Source organism: Mojavia sp., assembly GCF_059505145.1.
Genome location: NZ_JCACKA010000085.1, coordinates 32,134 through 53,628 on the forward strand (window position 1 = coordinate 32,134; position 21,495 = coordinate 53,628).

Annotated in this window: 21 protein-coding genes; 9 read left to right on the forward strand and 12 right to left on the reverse strand. The window is 42.0% G+C overall.

Features of this window, described 5'->3' with window-relative positions; genetic code table 11:
• Window positions 1-62 precede the first annotated feature (62 nt).
• Together AC5JL8_RS25080 and AC5JL8_RS25085 are read right to left on the reverse strand one after the other, a co-directional pair.
• Window positions 63-1,040, reverse strand: a complete 978-nt coding sequence (locus AC5JL8_RS25080; protein WP_495882390.1) for a ferredoxin family protein — start codon at window positions 1,038-1,040, stop codon at window positions 63-65.
• Between the two features lie 119 nt (window positions 1,041-1,159).
• Complete coding sequence (locus AC5JL8_RS25085) at window positions 1,160-1,657, reverse strand: hypothetical protein (protein WP_495882391.1); 498 nt, start codon at window positions 1,655-1,657, stop codon at window positions 1,160-1,162.
• A gap of 620 nt (window positions 1,658-2,277) precedes the next feature.
• Here AC5JL8_RS25085 and AC5JL8_RS25090 point away from each other — a divergent pair.
• Window positions 2,278-3,057 (forward strand): Mut7-C RNAse domain-containing protein, encoded by a 780-nt coding sequence (locus AC5JL8_RS25090; protein ID WP_495882392.1) that lies wholly within the window; start codon window positions 2,278-2,280, stop codon window positions 3,055-3,057.
• On the opposite strand, the gene AC5JL8_RS25095 is transcribed toward AC5JL8_RS25090, so the two are convergent.
• Window positions 3,032-3,271, reverse strand: coding sequence for a hypothetical protein (locus AC5JL8_RS25095; protein WP_495882393.1), 240 nt, complete (start codon window positions 3,269-3,271; stop codon window positions 3,032-3,034). The genes AC5JL8_RS25090 and AC5JL8_RS25095 overlap by 26 nt on opposite strands.
• A 110-nt stretch (window positions 3,272-3,381) precedes the next feature.
• On the opposite strand from AC5JL8_RS25095, the gene AC5JL8_RS25100 reads away from it, so the two are divergent.
• The 4 genes from AC5JL8_RS25100 (at window position 3,382) to AC5JL8_RS25115 (ending at window position 8,274) form a co-directional block, all read left to right on the forward strand.
• A complete protein-coding gene (locus AC5JL8_RS25100) occupies window positions 3,382-4,341 on the forward strand; it encodes an ROK family protein (protein WP_495882394.1) in 960 nt (319 codons plus the stop codon).
• Between the two features lie 151 nt (window positions 4,342-4,492).
• A complete protein-coding gene (locus tag AC5JL8_RS25105) occupies window positions 4,493-5,860 on the forward strand; it encodes a protein kinase domain-containing protein (protein ID WP_495882395.1) in 1,368 nt (455 codons plus the stop codon).
• Between the two features lie 77 nt (window positions 5,861-5,937).
• Complete coding sequence (locus AC5JL8_RS25110; RefSeq protein ID WP_495882396.1) at window positions 5,938-7,404, forward strand: ABC transporter substrate-binding protein; 1,467 nt, start codon at window positions 5,938-5,940, stop codon at window positions 7,402-7,404.
• Between the two features lie 120 nt (window positions 7,405-7,524).
• The gene (locus tag AC5JL8_RS25115; protein WP_495882397.1) at window positions 7,525-8,274 is read left to right on the forward strand and encodes a Crp/Fnr family transcriptional regulator; all 750 of its coding nucleotides are present in this window, start codon (window positions 7,525-7,527) and stop codon (window positions 8,272-8,274) included.
• 122 nt (window positions 8,275-8,396) lie between these two features.
• Here the strand turns inward: AC5JL8_RS25115 and proB are convergent, their stop codons facing one another.
• From proB to AC5JL8_RS25155, 8 genes are all read right to left on the reverse strand, one after another.
• A complete protein-coding gene (gene proB / locus AC5JL8_RS25120) occupies window positions 8,397-9,506 on the reverse strand; it encodes a glutamate 5-kinase (RefSeq protein WP_495882398.1) in 1,110 nt (369 codons plus the stop codon).
• A gap of 317 nt (window positions 9,507-9,823) precedes the next feature.
• Entirely contained in the window at window positions 9,824-10,363 is a 540-nt protein-coding gene (locus AC5JL8_RS25125; protein WP_495882399.1) for a YqeG family HAD IIIA-type phosphatase, read from the reverse strand.
• A 319-nt stretch (window positions 10,364-10,682) separates the two neighbouring features.
• Window positions 10,683-10,808: a hypothetical protein gene (locus AC5JL8_RS25130; protein ID WP_495882400.1), complete on the reverse strand. Its 126-nt coding sequence runs from the start codon at window positions 10,806-10,808 to the stop codon at window positions 10,683-10,685.
• A 114-nt stretch (window positions 10,809-10,922) separates the two neighbouring features.
• Entirely contained in the window at window positions 10,923-11,495 is a 573-nt protein-coding gene (locus AC5JL8_RS25135) for a DUF3727 domain-containing protein (protein WP_495882401.1), read from the reverse strand.
• 141 nt (window positions 11,496-11,636) lie between these two features.
• On the reverse strand, window positions 11,637-12,113 hold the full coding sequence (ruvX, locus tag AC5JL8_RS25140) for a Holliday junction resolvase RuvX (protein WP_495882402.1): 477 nt from the start codon (window positions 12,111-12,113) through the stop codon (window positions 11,637-11,639).
• Between the two features lies 1 nt (window position 12,114).
• Window positions 12,115-13,371 (reverse strand): GNAT family N-acetyltransferase, encoded by a 1,257-nt coding sequence (locus tag AC5JL8_RS25145; RefSeq protein ID WP_495882403.1) that lies wholly within the window; start codon window positions 13,369-13,371, stop codon window positions 12,115-12,117.
• Between the two features lie 208 nt (window positions 13,372-13,579).
• A complete protein-coding gene (locus AC5JL8_RS25150; RefSeq protein ID WP_495882417.1) occupies window positions 13,580-13,780 on the reverse strand; it encodes a hypothetical protein in 201 nt (66 codons plus the stop codon).
• A 152-nt stretch (window positions 13,781-13,932) separates the two neighbouring features.
• Window positions 13,933-17,778: a WD40 domain-containing protein gene (locus AC5JL8_RS25155; RefSeq protein ID WP_495882404.1), complete on the reverse strand. Its 3,846-nt coding sequence runs from the start codon at window positions 17,776-17,778 to the stop codon at window positions 13,933-13,935.
• A 429-nt stretch (window positions 17,779-18,207) separates the two neighbouring features.
• Here AC5JL8_RS25155 and nuoB point away from each other — a divergent pair, with 429 nt between their 5' ends.
• Complete coding sequence (nuoB, locus tag AC5JL8_RS25160) at window positions 18,208-18,912, forward strand: NADH-quinone oxidoreductase subunit NuoB (RefSeq protein ID WP_495882405.1); 705 nt, start codon at window positions 18,208-18,210, stop codon at window positions 18,910-18,912.
• 83 nt (window positions 18,913-18,995) lie between these two features.
• Here nuoB and AC5JL8_RS25165 read toward each other — a convergent pair whose 3' ends face one another.
• Entirely contained in the window at window positions 18,996-19,265 is a 270-nt protein-coding gene (locus AC5JL8_RS25165) for a hypothetical protein (protein ID WP_495882406.1), read from the reverse strand.
• Between the two features lie 56 nt (window positions 19,266-19,321).
• Here AC5JL8_RS25165 and AC5JL8_RS25170 point away from each other — a divergent pair, with 56 nt between their 5' ends.
• The 3 genes from AC5JL8_RS25170 (at window position 19,322) to AC5JL8_RS25180 (ending at window position 21,448) form a co-directional block, all read left to right on the forward strand.
• Entirely contained in the window at window positions 19,322-20,278 is a 957-nt protein-coding gene (locus AC5JL8_RS25170; RefSeq protein ID WP_495882407.1) for a hypothetical protein, read from the forward strand.
• 39 nt (window positions 20,279-20,317) lie between these two features.
• Window positions 20,318-20,743, forward strand: coding sequence for a VOC family protein (locus AC5JL8_RS25175; RefSeq protein WP_495882408.1), 426 nt, complete (start codon window positions 20,318-20,320; stop codon window positions 20,741-20,743).
• A gap of 84 nt (window positions 20,744-20,827) precedes the next feature.
• Entirely contained in the window at window positions 20,828-21,448 is a 621-nt protein-coding gene (locus AC5JL8_RS25180; protein WP_495882409.1) for a Coq4 family protein, read from the forward strand.
• The last annotated feature ends 47 nt before the right edge of the window (window positions 21,449-21,495 follow it).

Genomic DNA, 21,495 nt, shown 5'->3' on the forward strand with positions numbered 1-21,495 from the left:
ACGAAATCAACACATTCAAATATATTGAGGATTGGTGGTAGATGTAGACTCCTTTGTTACTTTCATACACTACAAGTTACAACTTTATTAGAAGCTAGCATCACACTAGCTATAGTATATTGAACCATTACTGATGGTTTGTGAGCATTACAAGAACTCTTTAGTTGTAACGTTTTGGTTTCATCCTTGATCACTTTCGCTTGGTAAGTGTACAGTGAACCTGTGCTTTTTTCAAAAGTTAGTTCTGCTAGCACTGTATTATTGTCCATGCTTTGCTCAAGGATTTTTCCTACTACTTTGTAATTAAACCAATCCCATCCATGACGGAGAATTAATTCCTTTTCCAAAATTTGAATTGGAGTTGGCAGAATTCCCCAACCTCGATAAATTTTATTTAAGCACTGAATATCTCCAGTTCGAGTCAAAATCGATTTAAATGAGTCTTGGTCAAGAATACCGTAGTATCTTCCTTCTGGTAAGTCTATGATTGTTGGTGCAAATCGATGTCCACCAAAATGGCTAGATTTCCAAATGCGAACATTATCCAAACCCAAATCTGAAATTGTATTTTGAGCATGAAAGTAGAAGGGATTACCATGTCTGGCGCAGCACTTATCATGGCTGCCGTGGGTACATACTAAAATCTCTCTAGTTATACTTGTTTCTTTTTCATAATCAGGCGTGCTACCCCATAAAAATTTTTTCACGATCGCCGCTACTTGATCAATAGTTGCTAGCTTAAACTCGTGCTTGCGATATCCTTGACTCAATCCGCTTTGTTTTTGATAAATTAACAGAGTTGTTTGGTCTACTTTGTGTGATAAATCATTAGCAATTAATAAAAATTTTATTGGCAGTTTAGTGCGGGTTACTTCCTCTACCAACAGCTTTAAATTATGAGGAACCCATTTAGAATCAAAAGCTGGCGATTTCCAAGGTGGAGGACACTCAACTAAAACATAAGTTTCGTAATTGGTGGCGCTACCAATAACATCTTCTCCTGTTTGTCTTGAATAATCTGAACAAAAAAAGGTATTCATCTAGCTTTCTCAAATGTTATTTTTATGAACAAGTTTATGACAAAGTAAAATTGTGATGTCAGCTACAATAGCTTCTAATAAACGCAATAACCAGAAACAAATGAATTTCCTGGCTCAAACTAGGTAGCCACTTTATAACATTCATTCCTAATAAACGTCTTTCCGGTTAATAAATTCTCCACAAGAGTTAAAGATAAGCTTGCTAAAGCTTCTTGCGTAGCGACAAAGTTAATTTTGTATCGCTTATCGTTAAGAAGTCGAGAACGTTTTAATTGCTGAAGCCAACCTTGTCTATACTTGGCTAGAGAGCCATAGTAGAATATATTGACTCCTGCACAAGAGCATAAAAAGTATCGTGCAGCCAGTTTACTTAAATTAACAAAGTAGCTGATATTACAGTCACATATTTGACGAAAATTTAGGTTATTTAATTTTTTAATTAAATAACCTATATAACTATTTACAGCCCTTATGTGTTCACCTATGGGCACATTTTTAGGCCACTTTTGTAAGGGATGTAGTTGTATAACTAACAATTTTTGAAAGTCAATACCATTTTGGCAATCTACTTCCAAAAAGTCATTTAGCAATTCTTGTTTAAAAGTGTGTGCTTTCATTGGCGTTACGTGCTTTTAATTTATCTCTCTTCCAGTATATATTGCGAATTTTTCTCAATTAGTTTAGAAAAAAATAAATTTTAGCTAAATCTGATTAAGTAGTTTAATACTTAAAGAGCTAAAGGTACAAGTTAACAATAAACACCAGTTACTGTTAGTAAATAATTATCTAAAACTTACTTGTATAAATCTGTTTTTCGACAGAGATTACAATTTTTTCTGATATATTTTGACTTTAAATTTAATATTCACCGTTTTCCCTCGCCTAAGCTCTTAAAGAATACACCAGGTTTTGCTTATAGCTACTTGCCTTGACTGTAGCTGAAGTAAATAACAAATGCAAGTATTGGTTAATCTATATAAATTTTACTAAATTTTTTGACATTTTGCACTCTGATTAAACTAGGGTTAACAACTAATTAATGACTGTAAATGCTGGCAGCAGCCAGAATTGGCAGTTTCTATCCAAAAGATAATTTTTCTCAATAGTTACAAAATGTTGCATCACCGAATTTTAAAGCAATCCCTTTAATTACGGTGGAGAAGCAGGTAATGAGACAATAGTGCCTAGCGATCGCCTATTAACCATTAACTAATGAATCATTCAACGTTATGTAGTTATGGCTGTAGCATCTTTTTATTTTTATGCAGAATTAAATGATTTTTTACCACGGTATAAAAGGCAGGTGAGGATATGCCATTCTTTTGGGGAGAGAGCCTCAATTAAGGACATGATTGAAAGTCTAGGTGTCCCTCATCCAGAAGTTGATTGTATAAAAGTAAACGATAAATGTGTGGATTTTTCTTATATCGTGCAGGATGGTGATACTATCAATGTCTATCCCATTTCGGCAACTGCTATCACTACACCAGCAATATCTGTTCGCCCAAAACCGCTCAGTATCATTCGCTTCGTTATAGATATTCATTTAGGCAAGCTAGCAACATCTTTAAGATTGCTAGGCTTTGATACGTTATACCGCAATGACTATGAGGATGAAGAATTAGCTGCTATCTCCCATAAACAGCTGCGGATTCTTTTGACTCGTGACAAGGGTTTATTAATGCGTAGTTTAGTAACCTATGGCTATTACGTCAGAAGTACTAACCCTCAGCAGCAAATCATCGAAGTGTTACGGCGCTTCGACTTGTTTAAGTTAGTATCACCTTTTCAACGATGTTTGCGTTGCAATGGATTACTAGAAACTGTAGCGAAGGAAAGCATAATTGATCAACTGCCAGAAAGTGTGCAATTGCAAAATCATGAATTTCATCGCTGCCAAGACTGCGCTCAAATTTATTGGCAAGGGACGCATTATGAACGTTTGCAACAGTTTATTCATGGAGTGCTTGACTCAGGAAAAGGTGAGGAATTTAGTCATGAGCGTCATTTAAATTAGTAGGTGCTCCAGGAATATTAGCAACAATCATTTGGCGCTCACCAACAGTTTCTGGTTGGCGATTGAAATCATCAGGCAAGGGATCTTGTTTGATTTGACCGCTAACTTCTTCTGGTTCAATAGGAGGAGCCTCTTGTTGATCGAGATTAAGAGAGCGAGGTGGTTCTTTGGCGTTAGAAAAATCAATGAGTGGTTGTGATTGATCAGCAGTCATGAGTTGCTAAATTATGTAGTTTTCTCTAGTGTTGAATTTATCTTGAACACAAACATCTTTCTCAAGAAAGAAACTACCTATCGTGATGTGCAGCAGGAGTATAAAAAACTGTGACCTTGATATTAGCTCTCGACTTTGGCGGTACTAAGCTAGCAGCAGCGACGGTAAATGTTGGTTCCAGACAATGGCTGCGTTATGAACGACGCTTTTCTCCAGTGAATGCAAATGCTAACACTGATTTAGAAATTATGCGATCGCTCATTCACTCTTTGCTGCAAGGTACAAAACCCACTGCAATTGGTGTCAGCTTTGGAGGGCCAGTAGACGCCACCACTGGAACAGTGCGACTCTCTCATCATGTTGCTGGTTGGGAAAATATTCCCCTCAAAAACTTGCTAGAAGCAGAATTTGGTGTTCCTGCTTATGTAGATAATGATGCCAATGTTGCGGCTTTGGGTGAACATCGCTTTGGTGCAGGTCAAGGATACGATAGCCTGTTTTACATCACTGTCAGCACTGGCGTGGGTGGTGGTTGGATACTCAATGGTAAGCCTTGGCGGGGCGCAGGTGGTATGGCTGGCGAAATTGGACACATAGTTGTAGATCCTGCTGGGCCAGTATGTTTGTGTGGTAAACGCGGATGTGTGGAACGTTTAGCTTCGGGGCCATATATTGCCCAAAATGCACGGGAAGTATTAGCAGAACTGCCAAGACGTACACCAGGAAAGATATTGAGGGGTTTGGTACAGGATAATTTAGAGTTACTAACAGGGCAGTTGGTAAGTGAAGCTGCGGCGGCTGGAGATGATTTGGCTCAGGAGATTTTGCAAAAATCTGCTTGGGCGCTGGGTGTGGGTATTGGCAATGTGGCAAATTTGGTGAACCCGCAATTGTTTATCTTAGGTGGGAGCGTAACCAAGGCAGGAACTCGATGGTGGGAAGTTTTATGCCAGGTGGCGCGGGAGACAGCGCTACTTGAAGTTGATTTTGAAATTATTCCTGCGGCGTTAGGTGATGATGCGCCATTATGGGGTGCTGTTGCTTTAGCTGAATTCGCAATAGCTAAATAGAAAAGTTCGGCAGCAACAATAACCTAACTATTTTTATCTGTACAGATAGAAGTAAAACTATAAGAATTATTAGTAAAAAATAAGTCAACCCCAGGCAGCAAGTGAATTTAAGGTATATTTTAATTGTTAATAAAATGACAGCGATAATTATATGATCTGCTGCCTAAATCCTGATTGTCCTAATCCCCAAAATCCTGATGGTTCAAACTTTTGTCTCAGTTGTGGAACAGGATTGGTATCGCGGCTAAGAAATCGTTACCGCATTATCCAACCATTAGGTAGAGGGGGTTTTGCACGTACTTATCTGGCAGAAGATATAGACAAGCTGAATGAACAATGTGTTGTTAAACAGCTAATTCGTGGTCAATTTTATGGTGGTGGCGGTAGTGAAGCCCAAAAAAAAGCAACTGAGTTGTTTGAGCGAGAAGCAAAACGTCTGCAAGAACTGGGGAAACATGACCAAATTCCAACACTGTTTGGCTATTTTAAAGAAGATGACTATTTATATTTAGTACAGGAATTAATAGAAGGGCAAAATTTGTTGCAGGAGTTAAAACAGCAGGGAGTATTTAATGAAATCAAAATTCGACAACTATTGAGTGATTTATTACCTGTGCTGGAACTAATACATCAGCAACAGGTGATTCACCGAGATATTAAGCCTGAAAATATTATTCGCCGTCAACATGATCGTAAGTTGGTGCTGATTGATTTTGGTGTATCTAAACAAAAGACGGAAACCATAAACACTACACCAGGGACAATTATTGGTTCTTTGGGGTATGCACCAATTGAACAAATTCAGTTTGGGGAAGCTTACCCTGCTAGCGATCTCTACAGTTTGGGAATAGCTTGTTTTTATCTGCTGACTAATGTTCCTCCATCCCAGCTATGGATGAGACAAGGCTTTAGCTGGACTAATAAGTGGCGAAGCCAAATGACGCAACCAATCAGTGAAGCATTAGGGCAAATTCTTGATAAGTTACTGCTAGAAAATCATGAACAGCGTTATCAGTCAGCAAAGGAAGTTTTACAAGACTTGAATTCTCAGACAGATGCACATTGGAGTGTGCTTCAGACAATAATTTCACCACAGCGAATATCACCGCCACAGACACCAGTTCAACAACATACTTCATATCTCCCCCAATTCTCAATGAAGAAATTATTGCCTGGGGTTGTGATTGCAAGTACAGGTAGTTCGTTTTTGGCTATTGTCCTACTGAGTTTTTTAGGAACTACTTTGATTAGTTCTGGATTATGGTTCCTAATTTTAGGGGCTGTAGTCTTTACTCAATCTCGATCTTTGTTTGAAAAGATTTATTTGTTTATTATTGCAGTAATTACAAATTTATTCATTGTCTTTGTAGCCCATAATTGGCAAATAAATAATCCTTTGCAATCTGGAACAAATGGATTGATAATTGTAGTCTTATTAGTGACACTTGCTGGTTTATTGGCATTTATTCTGATGGGCACATCCCAACTCGTAGACAAATTAATTACTAAGTTTTTTTGATTTATAATTTATTTTACTTTTTTACAACTGTTTTTAGAGAAATTTTACCTAAGCCTAATGAATCGAGGTAGTTATTTATGCCACATAAGGATGAGAATATTCGGTTGCTTATCTCTCTAGGGCTTGCTGGAGTTATGGTAGCAGTTATTTTATGGTTGGTAAGTAAAGTTGCTTCTAAACCAGTAACAACACCTTCAACACCTTCGATGGTGTCACCTGTATTGCCGATCGCATCCTCTCTCGAATGGATGAGTATGGGTGAAAAAATTTTGGTAACGGCAGATAAAACAGATGAGAAAGAAGCTGGGGTAAACGCTTTTAAAGCTGAAGATTTTGGTACAGCTATCATTAAATTTCAAGCATCTCTGCAAAGCAAGCGTAATGATCCAGAGACTTTGATTTATTTGAATAACGCCAAAGTAGGTAAATCGAAAGCCTTGAAAGTAGCTGTAATTGCACCAATTGGTAGTAGCCTGAATGAAGCGAAAGAGACTTTACGTGGAGTAGCGCAAGCTCAAGAAGAAGTTAATAGCAGTGGAGGTATTAATGGGATGCCATTGCAACTTGAGATTGCCAGCTTGAATAACTTTGGAGAGCTAGAAAAGATAGATAGTGAATTGGCTAAAGACTCCAATCTTCTTGCAGTAGTAGGTTTTGGTCGCAACGAAAATATTTATAAACAGAGTAGCTTGGTTAAAGTTTCCCCAGGTAGTGGAAGAAATCAACCTGGACAAAATCAGGCACAGTTGTTTGGGGATACCAGATATGTCTTTAATATCAGCCCCAATCGTAATATTTTTAATCAAGCTCTGGCTGAATATATTGTTAAAAAAGAACGCCGCACTAATATAGCTATTTGCCGAGATTCATCATTTAGAACCAGTCAGGAAACATCTAGTCAGGAAAGACCAAATCAAGAAATTGTCCAAGAATATAGTGATTTAATCAATAAAGCAGGGGGAAAAGTTATTGGTACAGATTGCGATTTAGGAGCCGCAAATTTTAGAGCTAGTAATTTTATTGCTAAGGCCATCAGTGATGGAGCGGAAGCCATCCTTCTCATTCCCAGAATCACTAATATCAATCCAGCTCTTGATGTGGCGAAAGAGAATAGAGGTAGACTTGCACTTTTTGGTTCTCAACAGCTCTACGGTGAAAAGATTTTAAAGTTTGGGCAAGGAGATATCAAAGGGATGGTAGTCTCTGTACCTTGGCATCGTGATGCTAACCGTAATATGAGTAAAGGTAATTCTTTTGCTGAGAAAGCTGCTAAACTTTGGGGTGGAGAGGTAAGCCCGCGAACTGCCACAGCTTATGATGCAATGCAAGTAATTATCGCTGGTTTAAAAGAAGATAGCACTCGCCAAGGGTTGCAAAAGGTGCTATCTAATCCTAATTTTTCGGCTATGGGAGCGACGGGTAAAATTCAGTTTTCTTCATCAGGCGATCGCCAGGGTGGAGTATTTTTAGTCAAAATTGAGCCTTGTGACGCAAATAAGCCTTGCTCTTCTAGCACTGGCTACGATTTTGTATTATTACAGTAAAAATACTTATAATTTAATCCCTAGCCCCTCCAAAATCAAAGTTTCTAACAGACTTAGTAAATGGTGCAATGGGGCGGACTTCAACGCTTATCCATTCCCCGGAAATCAAGGAGGTTCATTATGCCGCAGGATACTGATACTGCTCCTAGCAACCTTTTGCTGGCTGCTCTGCCTCGTGACGTGTACGAACGGCTCGAAAAAAATATGCAGCAGGTATCGCTTTCATATGGCAACATACTGCACCACCCTGGCGAAGTGATCCGGGATGTCTACTTTCCCATAGACTGTCTGATCTCGATTACCATCACAATGAGCGACGGCAGTACGGCCGAATCTGGAGCGATCGGCAGCCGCGAGATGGTAGGAATCAACGCCTTCATGGGTGGGAACGAGACGACGCAGACCGAGTATATCATCCAAGTCTCAGGTAGCGCTATGAGACTCAGTGCCGAGGTACTACTGTACGAGTTCGACCGCAACAAGACGATGCGAGACGTATTGCTGAGATACACCCAGGCCTACATCGCGCAGGTTTCGCAGAACGTCGCCTGCAACCGCCTGCACACTATAGAAAAACGCTGTGCCCGTTGGCTGCTTGAGGTCAGAGACCGTATGCACTCGGATAAATTCTCCCTGACGCAAGAGTTCATATCCCATATGTTGGGCGTGCGCCGCTCTGGTGTCACTGAGACCTTGGGCAAGTTGCAAAATACAGGTGTCATCCAAGTCAGCCGAAAAAAAATCCAAATTCTCGACAATCACAAACTCGAAGAAATCTCCTGTGAGTGTCATGGGGTACTCCAAAATGAATACGATCGCCTGCTAGGTTTTAAGCAGAAATTCTCCCCTTCGGACAAACGTACTACTTAAGCTTGTAAGTTTGATTGAGCAAGGAATATAGGCTTTCAGAGCCAAATGTAATTTAACCAGTCTACTCGTCTCTCCTCCTCTCCCCGATACCCAATCGCCAGCCCCTTTTAATCTCGCAGATGCTAAGTTAAAACTAAATTATCCCGGTGAACTACAGTTTCTGCCCCGGCATAGCCCAAAATTGTAGAGATTTCCCGCGAATGATACCCACGAATCTTTTGCAGTTCATTGCTGCTGTAGTTAACGAGTCCTCTAGCAATTTCGTTACCGTTGCTATCACATAGTTGCACGGCTTCTTGAGTGTCAAACTCTCCTTCTACTACCTTAATACCAGCAGCCAACAACGATTTACCTGCTTGGGAGATTGCAGCGATCGCACCTGCATCTAAATATAATTTTCCAGCAGGCACAAGGCCGTAAGCTATCCAACGTTTGCGTGCAGAAGTTGGTTCTGGTTGCGGTTCAAAGTGAGTACCTAGCTTTTCACCTTGTATGATTTTTTCGATATTGTGAGGAAATCGCCCTTGTGTAATCACAGTGCGAACGCCAGCCGCGATCGCAATTCTCGCAGCCGAAATTTTGGTTACCATACCGCCAGTACCCCATTGTGAGCCTTGAGAGCCTGTTTGCACCTGTAATTGTGCTAATTCTTTAATGCTGCTTACCAAAGCAATCGGCTGGGCATCGGGTACAGAACGCGGATCGGCTGAGTACAATCTATCAACATCGGTGAGCAAAAATAGCCAATCTGCTTCTACTAAACTGGCAACTAATGCGGAAAGGGTGTCATTATCGCCAAATTTCAGTTCGTCTACTGCTACCGTATCGTTTTCATTCACTACGGGAATTACTCCTAGTCCCAATAGTTCCTGAAAGGTGTTGTAGACATTGAGATAACGGCTACGCTGTACCAAGTCGCTACGAGTTAACAAAACCTGAGCGATCGGCTGTTGCAGGGTGGTAAATAAATCGTCGTAAACCCGCATTAATCGTCCTTGTCCCACTGCTGCTACTGCTTGTTTGAGAGCGATCGCTTTGGGACGTTCAGTTAAGCCCAACCGCGCACAACCAACCCCCACAGCACCAGAGGAAACCAAAATCACTCGATGACCTTGGCGTCTCAAATAAGAAAGTGTTTCCGCCAAAGTTGCAATGGTAGAAAGTGCTAATTGTCCGGTTTCTGGTTTTGTCAGGCTAGAAGTGCCGATTTTGACGACAATCGTTAGAGGCATTGACGATAGTGCTAAATATTGAGCCTGAGTACGAAGTCAAAGGTGAGGATTCACAATTGAGATGTTGAAGAAAGTTGTACATTTACAACTTATAGTCAAAACTCAAAATTACCACTCAGCAATCAGTACTCATCTAAAATTGTAAAGCGCCACACCCTCTATAAGTGAAGGCTGACGCTTTACGGTTTTATATGTATTTGCTATGGGCTAAGGTCTTTTTTAGCTGACCCCATGTTATTAATACTTATGATCCCCGATTTTTGCCATTGATAATGATTCCTTAATCATTTCTTTAGATTTACTTATTTAGACAAATATCAACCTTTATGTATTTTTGTATGTTTTGGGCTGATAGAGGCTCCCAAGGCTTCAGATACCCAGACTTCAAAATTTCGGATGGGATGAGAGCGCAGAGCTACATCTGGATGGATAATCGGTTCAACCAAAATGGTAAACATTCCCAAACGGTTACCAGCTAAGACATCGGTAAACAAGCGATCGCCCACCATCCCCACTTGATGAACTGGTAAATTCATTGCTTTGAGTGCTGCCCTGATTTTGCGGCGTGAGGGTTTGGCTGCACCCAAGTAATAAGGTAAGTTGAGAGAACGGGCAATACCACCGATCCTGACTTCACTCAAGTTATTGCTCACCAAACACAGTAAAGTACATTTGCGGATTTGCTCCACCCACTGTTGCAGTTCTGGTGAAGCTGACCCTATTCTCATAGGTACTAAGGTTTCATCCACATCCAACACTAATCCCTTCAATCCATACTGCTGGATAATATCTGGTGTTAGGTTTAAAATTGAGCCTTCCAAAATCAAGTCAGGCTGTAAGAAGTTGTTCCAAGTCATATTCAAGAGTCAACAGTATAGGCGATTCGAGACTGGGAACTGGGTAATTGGTTACTGGAGGAGCATTCCAAAATACGTCCGGGGTTAAAGTCCCTGCCATAATTTTTCCGCTTCTTCGCCAATCCCTAATCTGGAATCCTTTTTACGAGTGTTTTCAAAATTGTCGAGCATCAACAGTCATTGGTCGGCAGCTTGCTGATGACCAATAACTATTATTGTCTATTCTTGGTTTGTGAACTTGCCCATCCAGAACCCTTAATTAGCGTAGATATTGAGAGTATCCATATATAAATTGAAGCGTAAGTCAATGGATAAGCCGCTATGCGACTAATATCTTGGCGGCGGCGATTGCCGAAGGCAACATCCTTTGGGCGATCGCAGAAAAAACGCTAGCCTGATATATAAAAGCAAAGCAGCTGATCGTGACATAGTGTTTATCAGCCACAACTGCTTATTGTTCCTTGGCAATAAATGGATCTGGATTGAGATGATAATCAAAAACTCCGAATTAAAAATTTAAAAATATTTCATTTTAAATTTTAATTTTGAATATTTAATGCTACTCGACTTCATTAAAAAGATGCTCTTCTAACAACGGTTGTACCTTGCGAAACTCTTCTGGAGACAGTAATACAGGTTGACCCGTTTTCGATATTCTGGCAAAAAATAGCAGTGGGTCAAGAGGTGTATAAATTGCATACTCTTGATCTTCATCGTAGAAGCTAGCAAGTAGCTGCAATTGCTCAGGCTCTAATTCTGCCTCGTCATCTTCGATTTCTAAGGTGAAGAGTTCTGAGTCTTCTACAGGAGGTAAATCACCTGCAACTGTTAGAGCATAAGCGGTGTTCTTGAGCAGCAAATTTTGCTCAGATAGCACAGCTTGGGCTGTACCAAAAATTTGTTCAATAATAGAATCATCTTCTACTAGAACAGCTTCTTCTTCCTCGTCTTCACCTTGCCAAGCAAAAATTTCTACAGGTGAGTCAACAGGCAGAAGTAAAACATATTCTTGCCCATCTACCGCTAAGGAATGCTCAATATAACATTCCAGGGTTCGCCCTTTGTCGTCTGTCAAAGTGATGGAACCCGCGTGAGCGTGATCATTTTCTTCGGGAAATTGAGAGGAAAACATAGCCGAGGTGTGGAACTTTATAAATACCAGCAACTGTGGAAAGCATTTAACTATTTATTGACATGATTGTGTCTACTAAATAGCTTTAAACGCATATACAACTGCCGGGTAATAGTTTTCAGAATATCATGTTAAAAGGTATCAATACTCAACAGCTATTGCCGATATATTGGATTTAGCTCGTCGAGCATCTAACCATTGTTGCAAAATTAAAGACGCTGCTTTGCGATCAATCAAAGCTTTATGGCGTGATGGAGAGCGGTTTTCATCTCTTAGGAGTTGCTCTGCTTGAAATGAAGTTAATCGCTCATCCACATACTCAATAGGCAGTTTAAGAGCTTTAGCCAGCCTTGTAGCCAACTTTTGCACATGACGTGCCTGGAACCCCAAAGAGCCATCCATTGAATAAGGTAAGCCAATAACCAGTACTTGTACCTGGCGTTGATCAACTAGCTGTCGTAGTTGCTCAACATCCCGCTCAAAAGATGTGCGTTCAATTGTAGTGATCCCGGTAGCGATCAACCCTGTGCGATCGCACCCTGCGACACCAATACGCTTGCTACCTAAATCTAACCCCAACGCTGAAATCAATGGCTTTGGTTGCTCCTTGGGTGTCACACTACTTCTCCTGCTGTGAGTCTACTGACTCAGGTTGGCAAGATGGTTCGATACCAGGGTTATTACATCCAAAATTCACAGGTTCTGACTTAGTTGGCACTGCTCGATCTGGGGATGACTGTTGCACTTGTTGTGCCCATGACATACCACCTGGTATTGGTTTACGAGCCGGTTGCAGACCTTGCAACACTTCTGGCCACTGAATTCCTTCTAAGGAGACAAATTTAGACTCCCGTAGCTTGTGCCAAACTGAGCGAGACATGATTAAGGTGTGTTCTGTGCGTTTTGCTCCAATTCGCTCCAAATACTCTTCTCGCTCTGGTTGATAATCTGAGGAAGCTAGTTGCAATCCTTGCTCAGGAAAATCTTGTACAATACGAGCCAATTGGGAAAGCAACTCTGGATATAGCCAAGTATAGGCGGGGTGAACCGTCAGCGTTGCTACATGGGGAGCAAGCCCTTTGCGATCAATTTGCACTTGAAAATGTCCAATGGCTGCTTTGCGCTGGGGTTCAAACACATAGCCACTGACTACTTCTGTTTTAGTTACCCATTGTTTGACAGCATCAGTTAAAGCACCGAACAAACTAGTTTTGAAATCGCGGGTGTTACGGTCAAATACCTGACGCACCAAAGGAGGCATTGATGCTGTGTCTAGTTGATAGAGCAACTGAGCATCAGCATTACTGATCGGCAAGAGGTTAGGTAAGTCTGGCTCTGCTTGTGCCAATTCAGTTAACAATGTCGGTTCAATTTCCCAGTATGTCATTTCAGCCAGACGCTGAAATCCATTGCGTCGGTACAGTGCTAACGCTTCTAAATCATTGACATTTACTTCCAGAATCCAAGTACGTGCCTCTAGAACCGATTCAAAGCAATGGCGCAATAATTGCGAGCCAGTTCCTTGCTTATCAGTACTACGATCCAGCATCACCTGGTCGACCCGCCAAGTACTGCGTGTACGGTTAAATGGTGACACTTGAATCATTCCTAGAAGCATACGCCCCTGCTCTGCTACATAGGAACAGAAGAGATACTGTAACGGGTTAGGAAACCAACTCAAAAATTTCAGAAACCCATACCAGCTTCGCAGCCACTGCATCTGGCGTGTGGCAGAACTAGCTCCCTTGGGAGTGAGGGCCGCGAATGACTCTTGAGTTAGGCGCTCGATTCCGTCCAGATCCCGGTATTGGACTGGTCGGATGATTACGCTGAGATTTCGAGGAAGTAATGAAGTCATTTTGATTGGAGCCGCCATCTAGCCCTAAACTAACTGCTCTTGCTGAGTAACTGCTGCAATATAATATTAACGGCTTTCCGCTCTTTGCCAGTGCATCGAAAGAGTGATTTTCGTCACTGAATACTTAAAGAAACAGAAAAAGCAGATTTGATGAGAACACCATTGGCATTAACTCAACAATACTCTGCCTTTATTTTATGTGAATTTTAATTAAAATCTTTGTACTTTATAGCCCTTGCCGAGAAATTAGCTTTTCAAAGTTAGCTTGAGTTTGATGAAGTAATTTCTCCCGACTATCTTCTAGGGTTTGCTTCAGGGGTGGAACCAGATTGCGAGCTTGTAAAGTCATGTGTAGTTGCAGGTGGGCAACGTATTCGCTGAAATCTTCATTTACTACACTTGTGCCCGTTAAGAAATTTGATTCCATTGCCACTGTATTCTCCTTTCTTTAGACTTGTGTGATTTCTTCACATAACCAAAAGTTATCACGTTATTTTGCTTATCTTTTTATTTTGCAATGAAGTTTAACGGTTCTTTGAAAGAGTTGTGAGTGCTGAGTCAGAAAGTCTCCTCTGCTTTCTAATCCCCAGTCCCCCTTCGGGTTCGCAGTCGCTCATGGGGGAAACCCCCAAGACCGCGCTGTCTCACCAGTCCCCAGCCCTTATTCCTTGCTTCAATTGCGCCCAGACTCAACAAGCTCGACTTTTGCGCCTCTGTTAACCCTGTAACTCCATAAATATTCATCTGCTCATAAATTTGCTCGGCTTTGATGGTGTTAATGCAGTTTTTAGTGTGGATATCCCAGAGTTTAATGGCAGCATAGGCGTCTCCAGCAATCAGGATATTACCTTTTGGATTGAAGGCAACACACATCACCCAGGTATTATGCCCTTCCAAGGTGTGAATGCGATCGCCACTTGCTACATCCCAGAGTTTGATTGTGCCATCGCTGCTACTACTGGCGAGAATACTACCATCTGGACTAAAGGCGATCGCCCACAGTAAATCTTGATGTGCTGGGATAATCTGAAAACATTCGCCTGTTTCTACGTCCCATAGTCTCACAATACCCTCGAAGCTGCTGCCAGTGGCGAGAGTCCGATTATCTGGGCTAAAAGCAACGCACCACACCCAATTGCGGTTGCCGATTAGTGTTTGATAACACTGGTGCTTTGCTATATCCCAAATTCTGACTGTATCGTCAAAACCTCCAAACGCCAGCTTTGTACCATTAGGACTAAAGGCAACTGACATACCCAAATGAACTGGGAAAGTATCTATAATTTGTCCTGTGAACCAATCCCATAGTTTAACTGTGCTGTCATAGCTGCTACTTGCCAACAGCCGACCATCAGGACTAAAGGCAACTCCGGTCACTGTACCTGTATGTGCCTGTAAGACTTTGGTGCAATCACCTGTTGCCACATCCCACAGCCTGATTGTTTGGTCAGCGCTACCACTGGCTACGATGCGACCATCAGGAGTAAAGTTCACCGAAAAGATTAAATCTGTGTGACCGTATAAAGTGCGGCACTGACCGTCTGTTTTCCATAATCTTACGGTTCGGTCGGCGCTACCAGTGGCAATGATTCCCTTAAATTCATTCGGTTCAGGTGAATTGGGGTCAATGGGACTACAAGCAACAGATTGAATCCAGTTATTTCTTCCCTGGAAAGTTCTGATACATTCGCCACTGAAAACATCCCACAGCCTAAGCGAGAAGTCATCACCACCACTGGCCAGCATAGTTCCTTGGGGGTTAGCAGCGATCGCATCAATAGAATTGATATGTCCTTGTAAGGTTTTTAAACATTGTTGGGCAGTGATATCCCAGAGACGAATTGTGCAATCTATGCTACAACTTGCCAGAATTTCTTCTGTGACAAAGGCGATCGCTAGTATCCCATTTAAATGTCCTTCTAAAACACCAACACAGATACCCCGCTTTACATCCCAAAGTCTAATTGTTTTATCTAAGCTGCCACTAGCCAGCACCCCTGATGAACTAAAGGCAACTGATTTCAGCCAATCAGTATGTCCTTGTAAAGTGTTAATGCAGGAGCCTGTAGCTAAATCCCAGAGCTTAATAGTATTATCCTCACTACCACTGGCGAGCATTCCTGCTTGAATTGGACTCAACGCCACAGACCAAACTTTGCGGCTGTGTCCTTGCAAAACTTTTGTGCATTCCCCAAGGTTGATATCCCATAGCCTGATACTAAAATCAGCACTGCTGCTAACTAATGTATTTCCATCCTGGGCAAATCTTACGCAAAGCACACCACCTTGATGACCTTGCAAAGTTTTGAGATATTGTCCAGTTAACGCGTCCCACAGCTTAATAGTTTCATCTTGCCCCCCAGTAGCCAAGGTGCTGCCATCTGAACTAAAAGTAATACACCAAACAAAACCAATATGTGCCTCACAGTTAATTAACTGCTGACCACTAATGACATCCCATAGCCGAAAATAACCGTCGAAATGACCAGTTGCTAAAGTTTTACCATCGGGACTAAATGCGATGGATACGGGAGTAGAAAAGGTTTTGGCAAATATCGACTTGGAAAGATCCGCGTGGGCAAAGTTAACTTTATGCAGCGGAGTATCTTGAAGATAAGCTTGCCAAATCGTCAGGGAAGAGAAATCATAGCCAGTTAAATCAGTTTGTAAATGACAAAGTAAATTGAGAATGTTGCCACCTGCATATCCTGGTTCGAGTTCAGCATGGGGAAGAAACTTCTCCACGCGAGATTGCTGTTGTAGTTCGCACAGAATTTCTGAAAGCCGAGTTTCAATTGCTTGTTTGGTTCGCAGCTTGTGCAGCAAATTTTCAATGATTGGCTGAAGAATGAGCTTAGTTTGAGCAACTCTGATGTAATCTTTGGCAGTAGCTTTAATTAAGGCATGGCTGTGGAACATGAGAGAATTTCTTGTTATTTCTCCCAGTATTTCTGCACATACCTGCTGAATCAACTGGTCTGTTACGTATTCCATCACCACAGGTTGGAGAGTGAAGTGGACAGTGGTGTGGGGAGTTGATTTTTTTTCAATTAAACTTCGCCTACTGAGAGAATCTAACGCCTCTAACAGCTTCATTGATGATACTGGTAAAACCAAATCGGCACGCAACTCTGGTAAAGTGATTGCTTCTCGATTGATTGCCAACCAGAACATTAAATCTTTTTCCAGTGCTGAAAGGCGATGAAATTGTTGATTTAATAAATCGTAAATACTACCAAAAACTGTAGAACCCTGAGCAAAGAATTCAGCAATATTGCCATCAAATAACTCTTGAATTGTCGTGGCAATAATTTTGAGAGCAAGGGGATTCCCTGTGTAGTGTTGAATTAAGCTTTGCCAATCTGCATCGGAACCGCAAAAGAAACTTTTGGTTCTGACTAATTCTAGAGCTGCGATCGCACTCAAGCCTGTGAGTTGCCATGAGCGCACAGGTAAAGTCTCACCTTCTAAAGCTGCAATTTCCTGGGGTTTTTCTCTGCTTGTGAGTACCACACAGCTTTGATGAGGTGTTTCTCCTAGTTGTTTGAGGAGTTGTCCATAGTTTTCATATCCAGGTTGGTAACGTCCCGATTGATCGCCACTTACGAAAATTGATTCTGCATTATCCAACACTATAAGGCAACGGTGCGATCGCAATTGCATCATGAATTGCGAGACAAGTTCTGCAACATTCTCTGAAAATTTCACTGCTTGTCCGCAAGCGAAAAATTGCAGCAGATTTGCTAACAGTTCTCCTAAAGGTGGACTGTTGCGAAGACTACGCCACACCACAAACTCAAATTGTTCTTGGATTTGCTGCGCCAGTTTCACCGCTAGAGAAGTCTTACCAATTCCACCCATTCCCAGCAGTGTCACAAGACGACATCGTTCACTAACAATCCAATACTCCAACTTGCTCAATTCATCTGCACGTCCAAAAAAAATTGAGACATCAACCGCTTCACCCCAGTCAGTGCTGAGTCCTGAGTCCTGAGTGCTGAGTAATAATTTCTCCCCTTGTCCCCTTGTCCCCAGTCCCCAGTCCCCAGTCCCTTTATCCCCTGCCCTAATATAATCACTGGGTGTTAACTCTAACCCAAAAGCTCTAAAAAAGTATTCCAGGGTTTGCTTATCTACGCCTTCTTCTCGTGCAAGAACTTTAGCAATGGTAAAAGGAGCTAACTGCGTGCGGTAGCTGAGTTCTTCTAGGGTGAATCTGGCTCCATCATTTTCTCTAATCTCTACCTGATGCTTAACTTCTTGCAGCTTTTGAAATCCTGGGAGGCTGAGGACAACACCGCGCCTGCGTCTTTGCTTGTGCAATTCCATCGGATTACAAGGCTCATGCCAAGTCGAGATTAACTTTACAGTTTTCCTAAATTTTATACAAGTTAGCGATCGCCTTTGGCGCTGCGCTTCGCGCAATCGCTTATTTCCGCAAAGTCTAAATTCCAAAACATCGAATAACGCTTGAGGTTACTCGCATAAAAGCCGAATATCTAGAATATTTTAACGCAGGGCTTAAGTTAGCACCTTAACACCTTTATCTTTACTGGTGCAGTTTGGAGAGTCGTTAGACACTGGAATTGTCACTAAGACAGTTTCTAAAAATTACAGGACTTACGCAAAATTATCAAGAAACGAACCGCAAAGGGCACAAAGAACACGAAGTCTAAGTACACCATTTCATTAATTCGTAGCGAGTTGACATCTGAAAATACTCAGCGTTACTCCACGCTTACTTCGCGTCCCTCTGCGTTTAAAAAATCTACAAACTTATGCAAAGCGGTACTAACAATGTTAGACAGTTCTTGCGTAAGTCCTCAATGATCGCAATTATGGAGGACTCAACTTATGACCAGTTCAATTGTTAATCCTATTGAGCGTCCCGAAATAACGCAACAACTTACAGAAAATATCATTCTGACAACGGTAGATGATCTGTACAACTGGGTAAAAATGTCCAGTTTGTATCCTTTGATGTTTGGTACAGCCTGCTGCTTTATGGAGTTTATGGCTGCTTATGCGTCCCGCTTCGACTTAGAGCGATACGGTATGATTCCCCGCGCGACTCCGCGACAAGCAGACCTAATAATTACCGCTGGGACAATCACAATGAAGTATGCTCCTAATTTAGTGCGACTTTATGAGCAAATGCCAGAACCTAAATATGTAATTGCTATGGGAGCTTGCACAATTACAGGAGGAATGTTCAGCGTAGATTCTCCCAGCGCAGTGCGCGGCGTAGATAAATTAATCCCAGTTGATGTTTATATACCAGGATGCCCACCCAGACCAGAAGCAGTAATCGATGCAATTATTAAATTGCGGAAGAAAATTGCCAATGAAAGCATCCAAGAACGGCAGCAAACCCAACAAACTCACCGTTATTACAGTATCACTCACCGGATGAAGCCTGTGCCTCCCGTCAACAATGGCCAATATCTGAGAAGTTCAACACGTGAGGTTCCACCCCCAGAACTTGCTACAGCTCCGGGATTAGAATTACCCTTAGCACTGCAAGAGGGACTTGCAAATCAAGAAATATCCTATCGCTGAGTGAGCAGGGGGAACTGGGGGAGCAGGGGAAGCTGGGGGAGATGGGGAGACAAGGAGAGAAGTTATTACTCAGCACTCATCACTCAGCACTCAAAAATAGCAATGTCGAGCTTTTTACTTGAAACTTCGTGTTCGCAACTCGCAACACCGAGCTTTTTACTCGGAACACCGAGCTTGAAACTCGAAATGTCAAGCTTGGAATTCAAAACGCCAAGCTTTTTACTCGGAGCGTCGAGCCTTTTACTCGGAACACCGAGTTCGGAACTCGAAACGTCAAGCTTTTTACTCGGAACATCGAGTTCGGAACTCGGAACGTCGAGCTTTTTACTCGGAACATCGAGTTCGGAACTCAACACTCAGCACTCAGAACTAGGAACGCCGAGATTGGAACTCGGAATTTGAGGCTGTTATGAATATTTTTGTCTTTTCTCCTCAAGAACTACCGCTTGTATTGGGAACCCTTACAACAGTAGCGGCTAATCCACAAGCATTGACACCGTTAGAACAGCAATTTTTACAGGTGTTAAATCAGCTATATCAAGGAAATGTTGTAGTTGATGAATTATTTCCGATTACTACAGCACAGATAGCTGAATTGATCACTAATCCACAGCAACGCAAGTTGCTTCTTCAGATGGCAATGGTAATGGCGATGGTCGATGGTGAGATTATACCCTCACAGCAGAAGGCATTGCGATCGCTAGCTGATACCCTTTGTGTGAATGAGCAAGGTTTACGAGTATTGCACAAAGCCGCCAGTGGACACAAGCTACTGGCGCGACTGGATATCATGCGGCGATTGATGGGCAAATTTATAAATGCTGCTTATCAAGAAGAGGGAATAGTTGGCATCAAAAAAATGGTAACTCCTTTCTTCAACGGTGGAGAAGATCTAGAAGTTGCTTGGAAGTATCGCCAGTTGGGTTTACTTCCAGAGGGAACTTTAGGACGTGCTTTTTGGGAACATTGCACTCAAAGACACTTTAGTTTTCCTGGTGAAGCGGGCGGAATTCCAGAACGCATGGTATTTCATGATTTTGGGCATATTCTGTCAGGTTATGACACCAACCCCCAAGGTGAGATTCAGCAGGGAGCGTTTCAGGCTGGTTTTATTCGTGAGGACGGCTTTGTATTTCTGTTGTTTGTCATCCTGCATTTTCATTGGGGAATTCAAATCACTCCAATTGCAGATGCCGATGTGGGATTGTTTGACATTTTATTAGTAATGCAGGCTCTCAAAAGAGGTGCAGCTTGCAAAGTAGACCTTTCGGATCATTGGAACTTCTGGGAAGTGGTGAATGTGCCAGTAGAAGAGTTGCGCGATCGCTACGGTATTCCCCCCTTGTGTTTATCCGCAATATCTTAATCTGAAAGATATTGTTCATTTGTGAGAAGGTAACAGCTGATGTCGGATCTTGGTTTTACTCACATCGCACTTGGGGTAAGCGACATCGATCAAAGCATCTCGTTTTATGCAAAGTATGCTGGGATGCAAGTAGTACATCGTCGCACTGATCAAACGAAGCACGTAGACGTTGCTTGGATTAGCGATTTAACTCGACCATTTGTCATTGTGTTGATTCAAGTAGCTCAAATAAAAAGCACACTTGCACCCGCATCTCATCTTGGCGTAGCTTGTAAAACTCGTGAGGAAGTGGAGCGTCTCTGCAATGAGGCGCACTCAGAAAATGTACTAATAGAAGGGCCGCATGACTGGGGTTTTCCCGTTGGTTACTGGGCTTTTATCCGCGATCCTGATGGTCACACCCTTGAGATTTCCTATGGTCAGGAGGTTAGTTTTACAGTCGCGCAAGCTATAAATCACGAGTGATTAGGTATTCAAAATTGCGATTTGACAAGCGATCGCTTTTGGTGCGGAGCGTGATCGCATCACCCAAAATATGGGATAGCCATCATGTTAAAAAAATTGCAACAATTCAAAGCAATGTTGGCTTACAAAAACTCAGGCAAACTAGGCGATTTTGCTCTGCTCAAGTCTGATTTTTTCAGCGCAAAAGTTGCTCCAGAAGTGGCGGAAAAATTGCGTTCAGTAGAAGGATATTATCCGCCCATTGATTTAGATAAATTAAGCCAATATCCTCCAGGTTCTTTTGGGCGAGAATATGCCGATCACATGAAGCGCAACAACCTCAAGCCATTAAACGTCAGCCCTGAGCTTGATGAAGTTGCTAAACGCAATGTATTTGCTTTGCGATACGTAGTTACCCACGATATTTTCCATGTCTTGCTGGGCTTCGATACCAGCTATGCAGGAGAAATCGGCGTTCTTGCTTTTGCTGCTGCTCAAAATTACAGCCATTCATTCAAAATCAGTTTGTGGTTAGCCAAATTGCTCTATCCGCTTTTAGCTCCCCAACAAGTTCAAGCAATTTTTGTTAACCTGCAAAAAGGACGTGAATTAGGTAACAAAGCTAAGTTTCTACTCGGCTATCGCTTTGAAGACCATTGGCAAGAACCAATTAACGATGTTAGAAAGCACTTAGATTTACCCCAATTTTCTCCAATTTTACATTAAGATTATGTCCAAATTTAAGCTAGAGCTTGTTAATAAATATTAGGAGA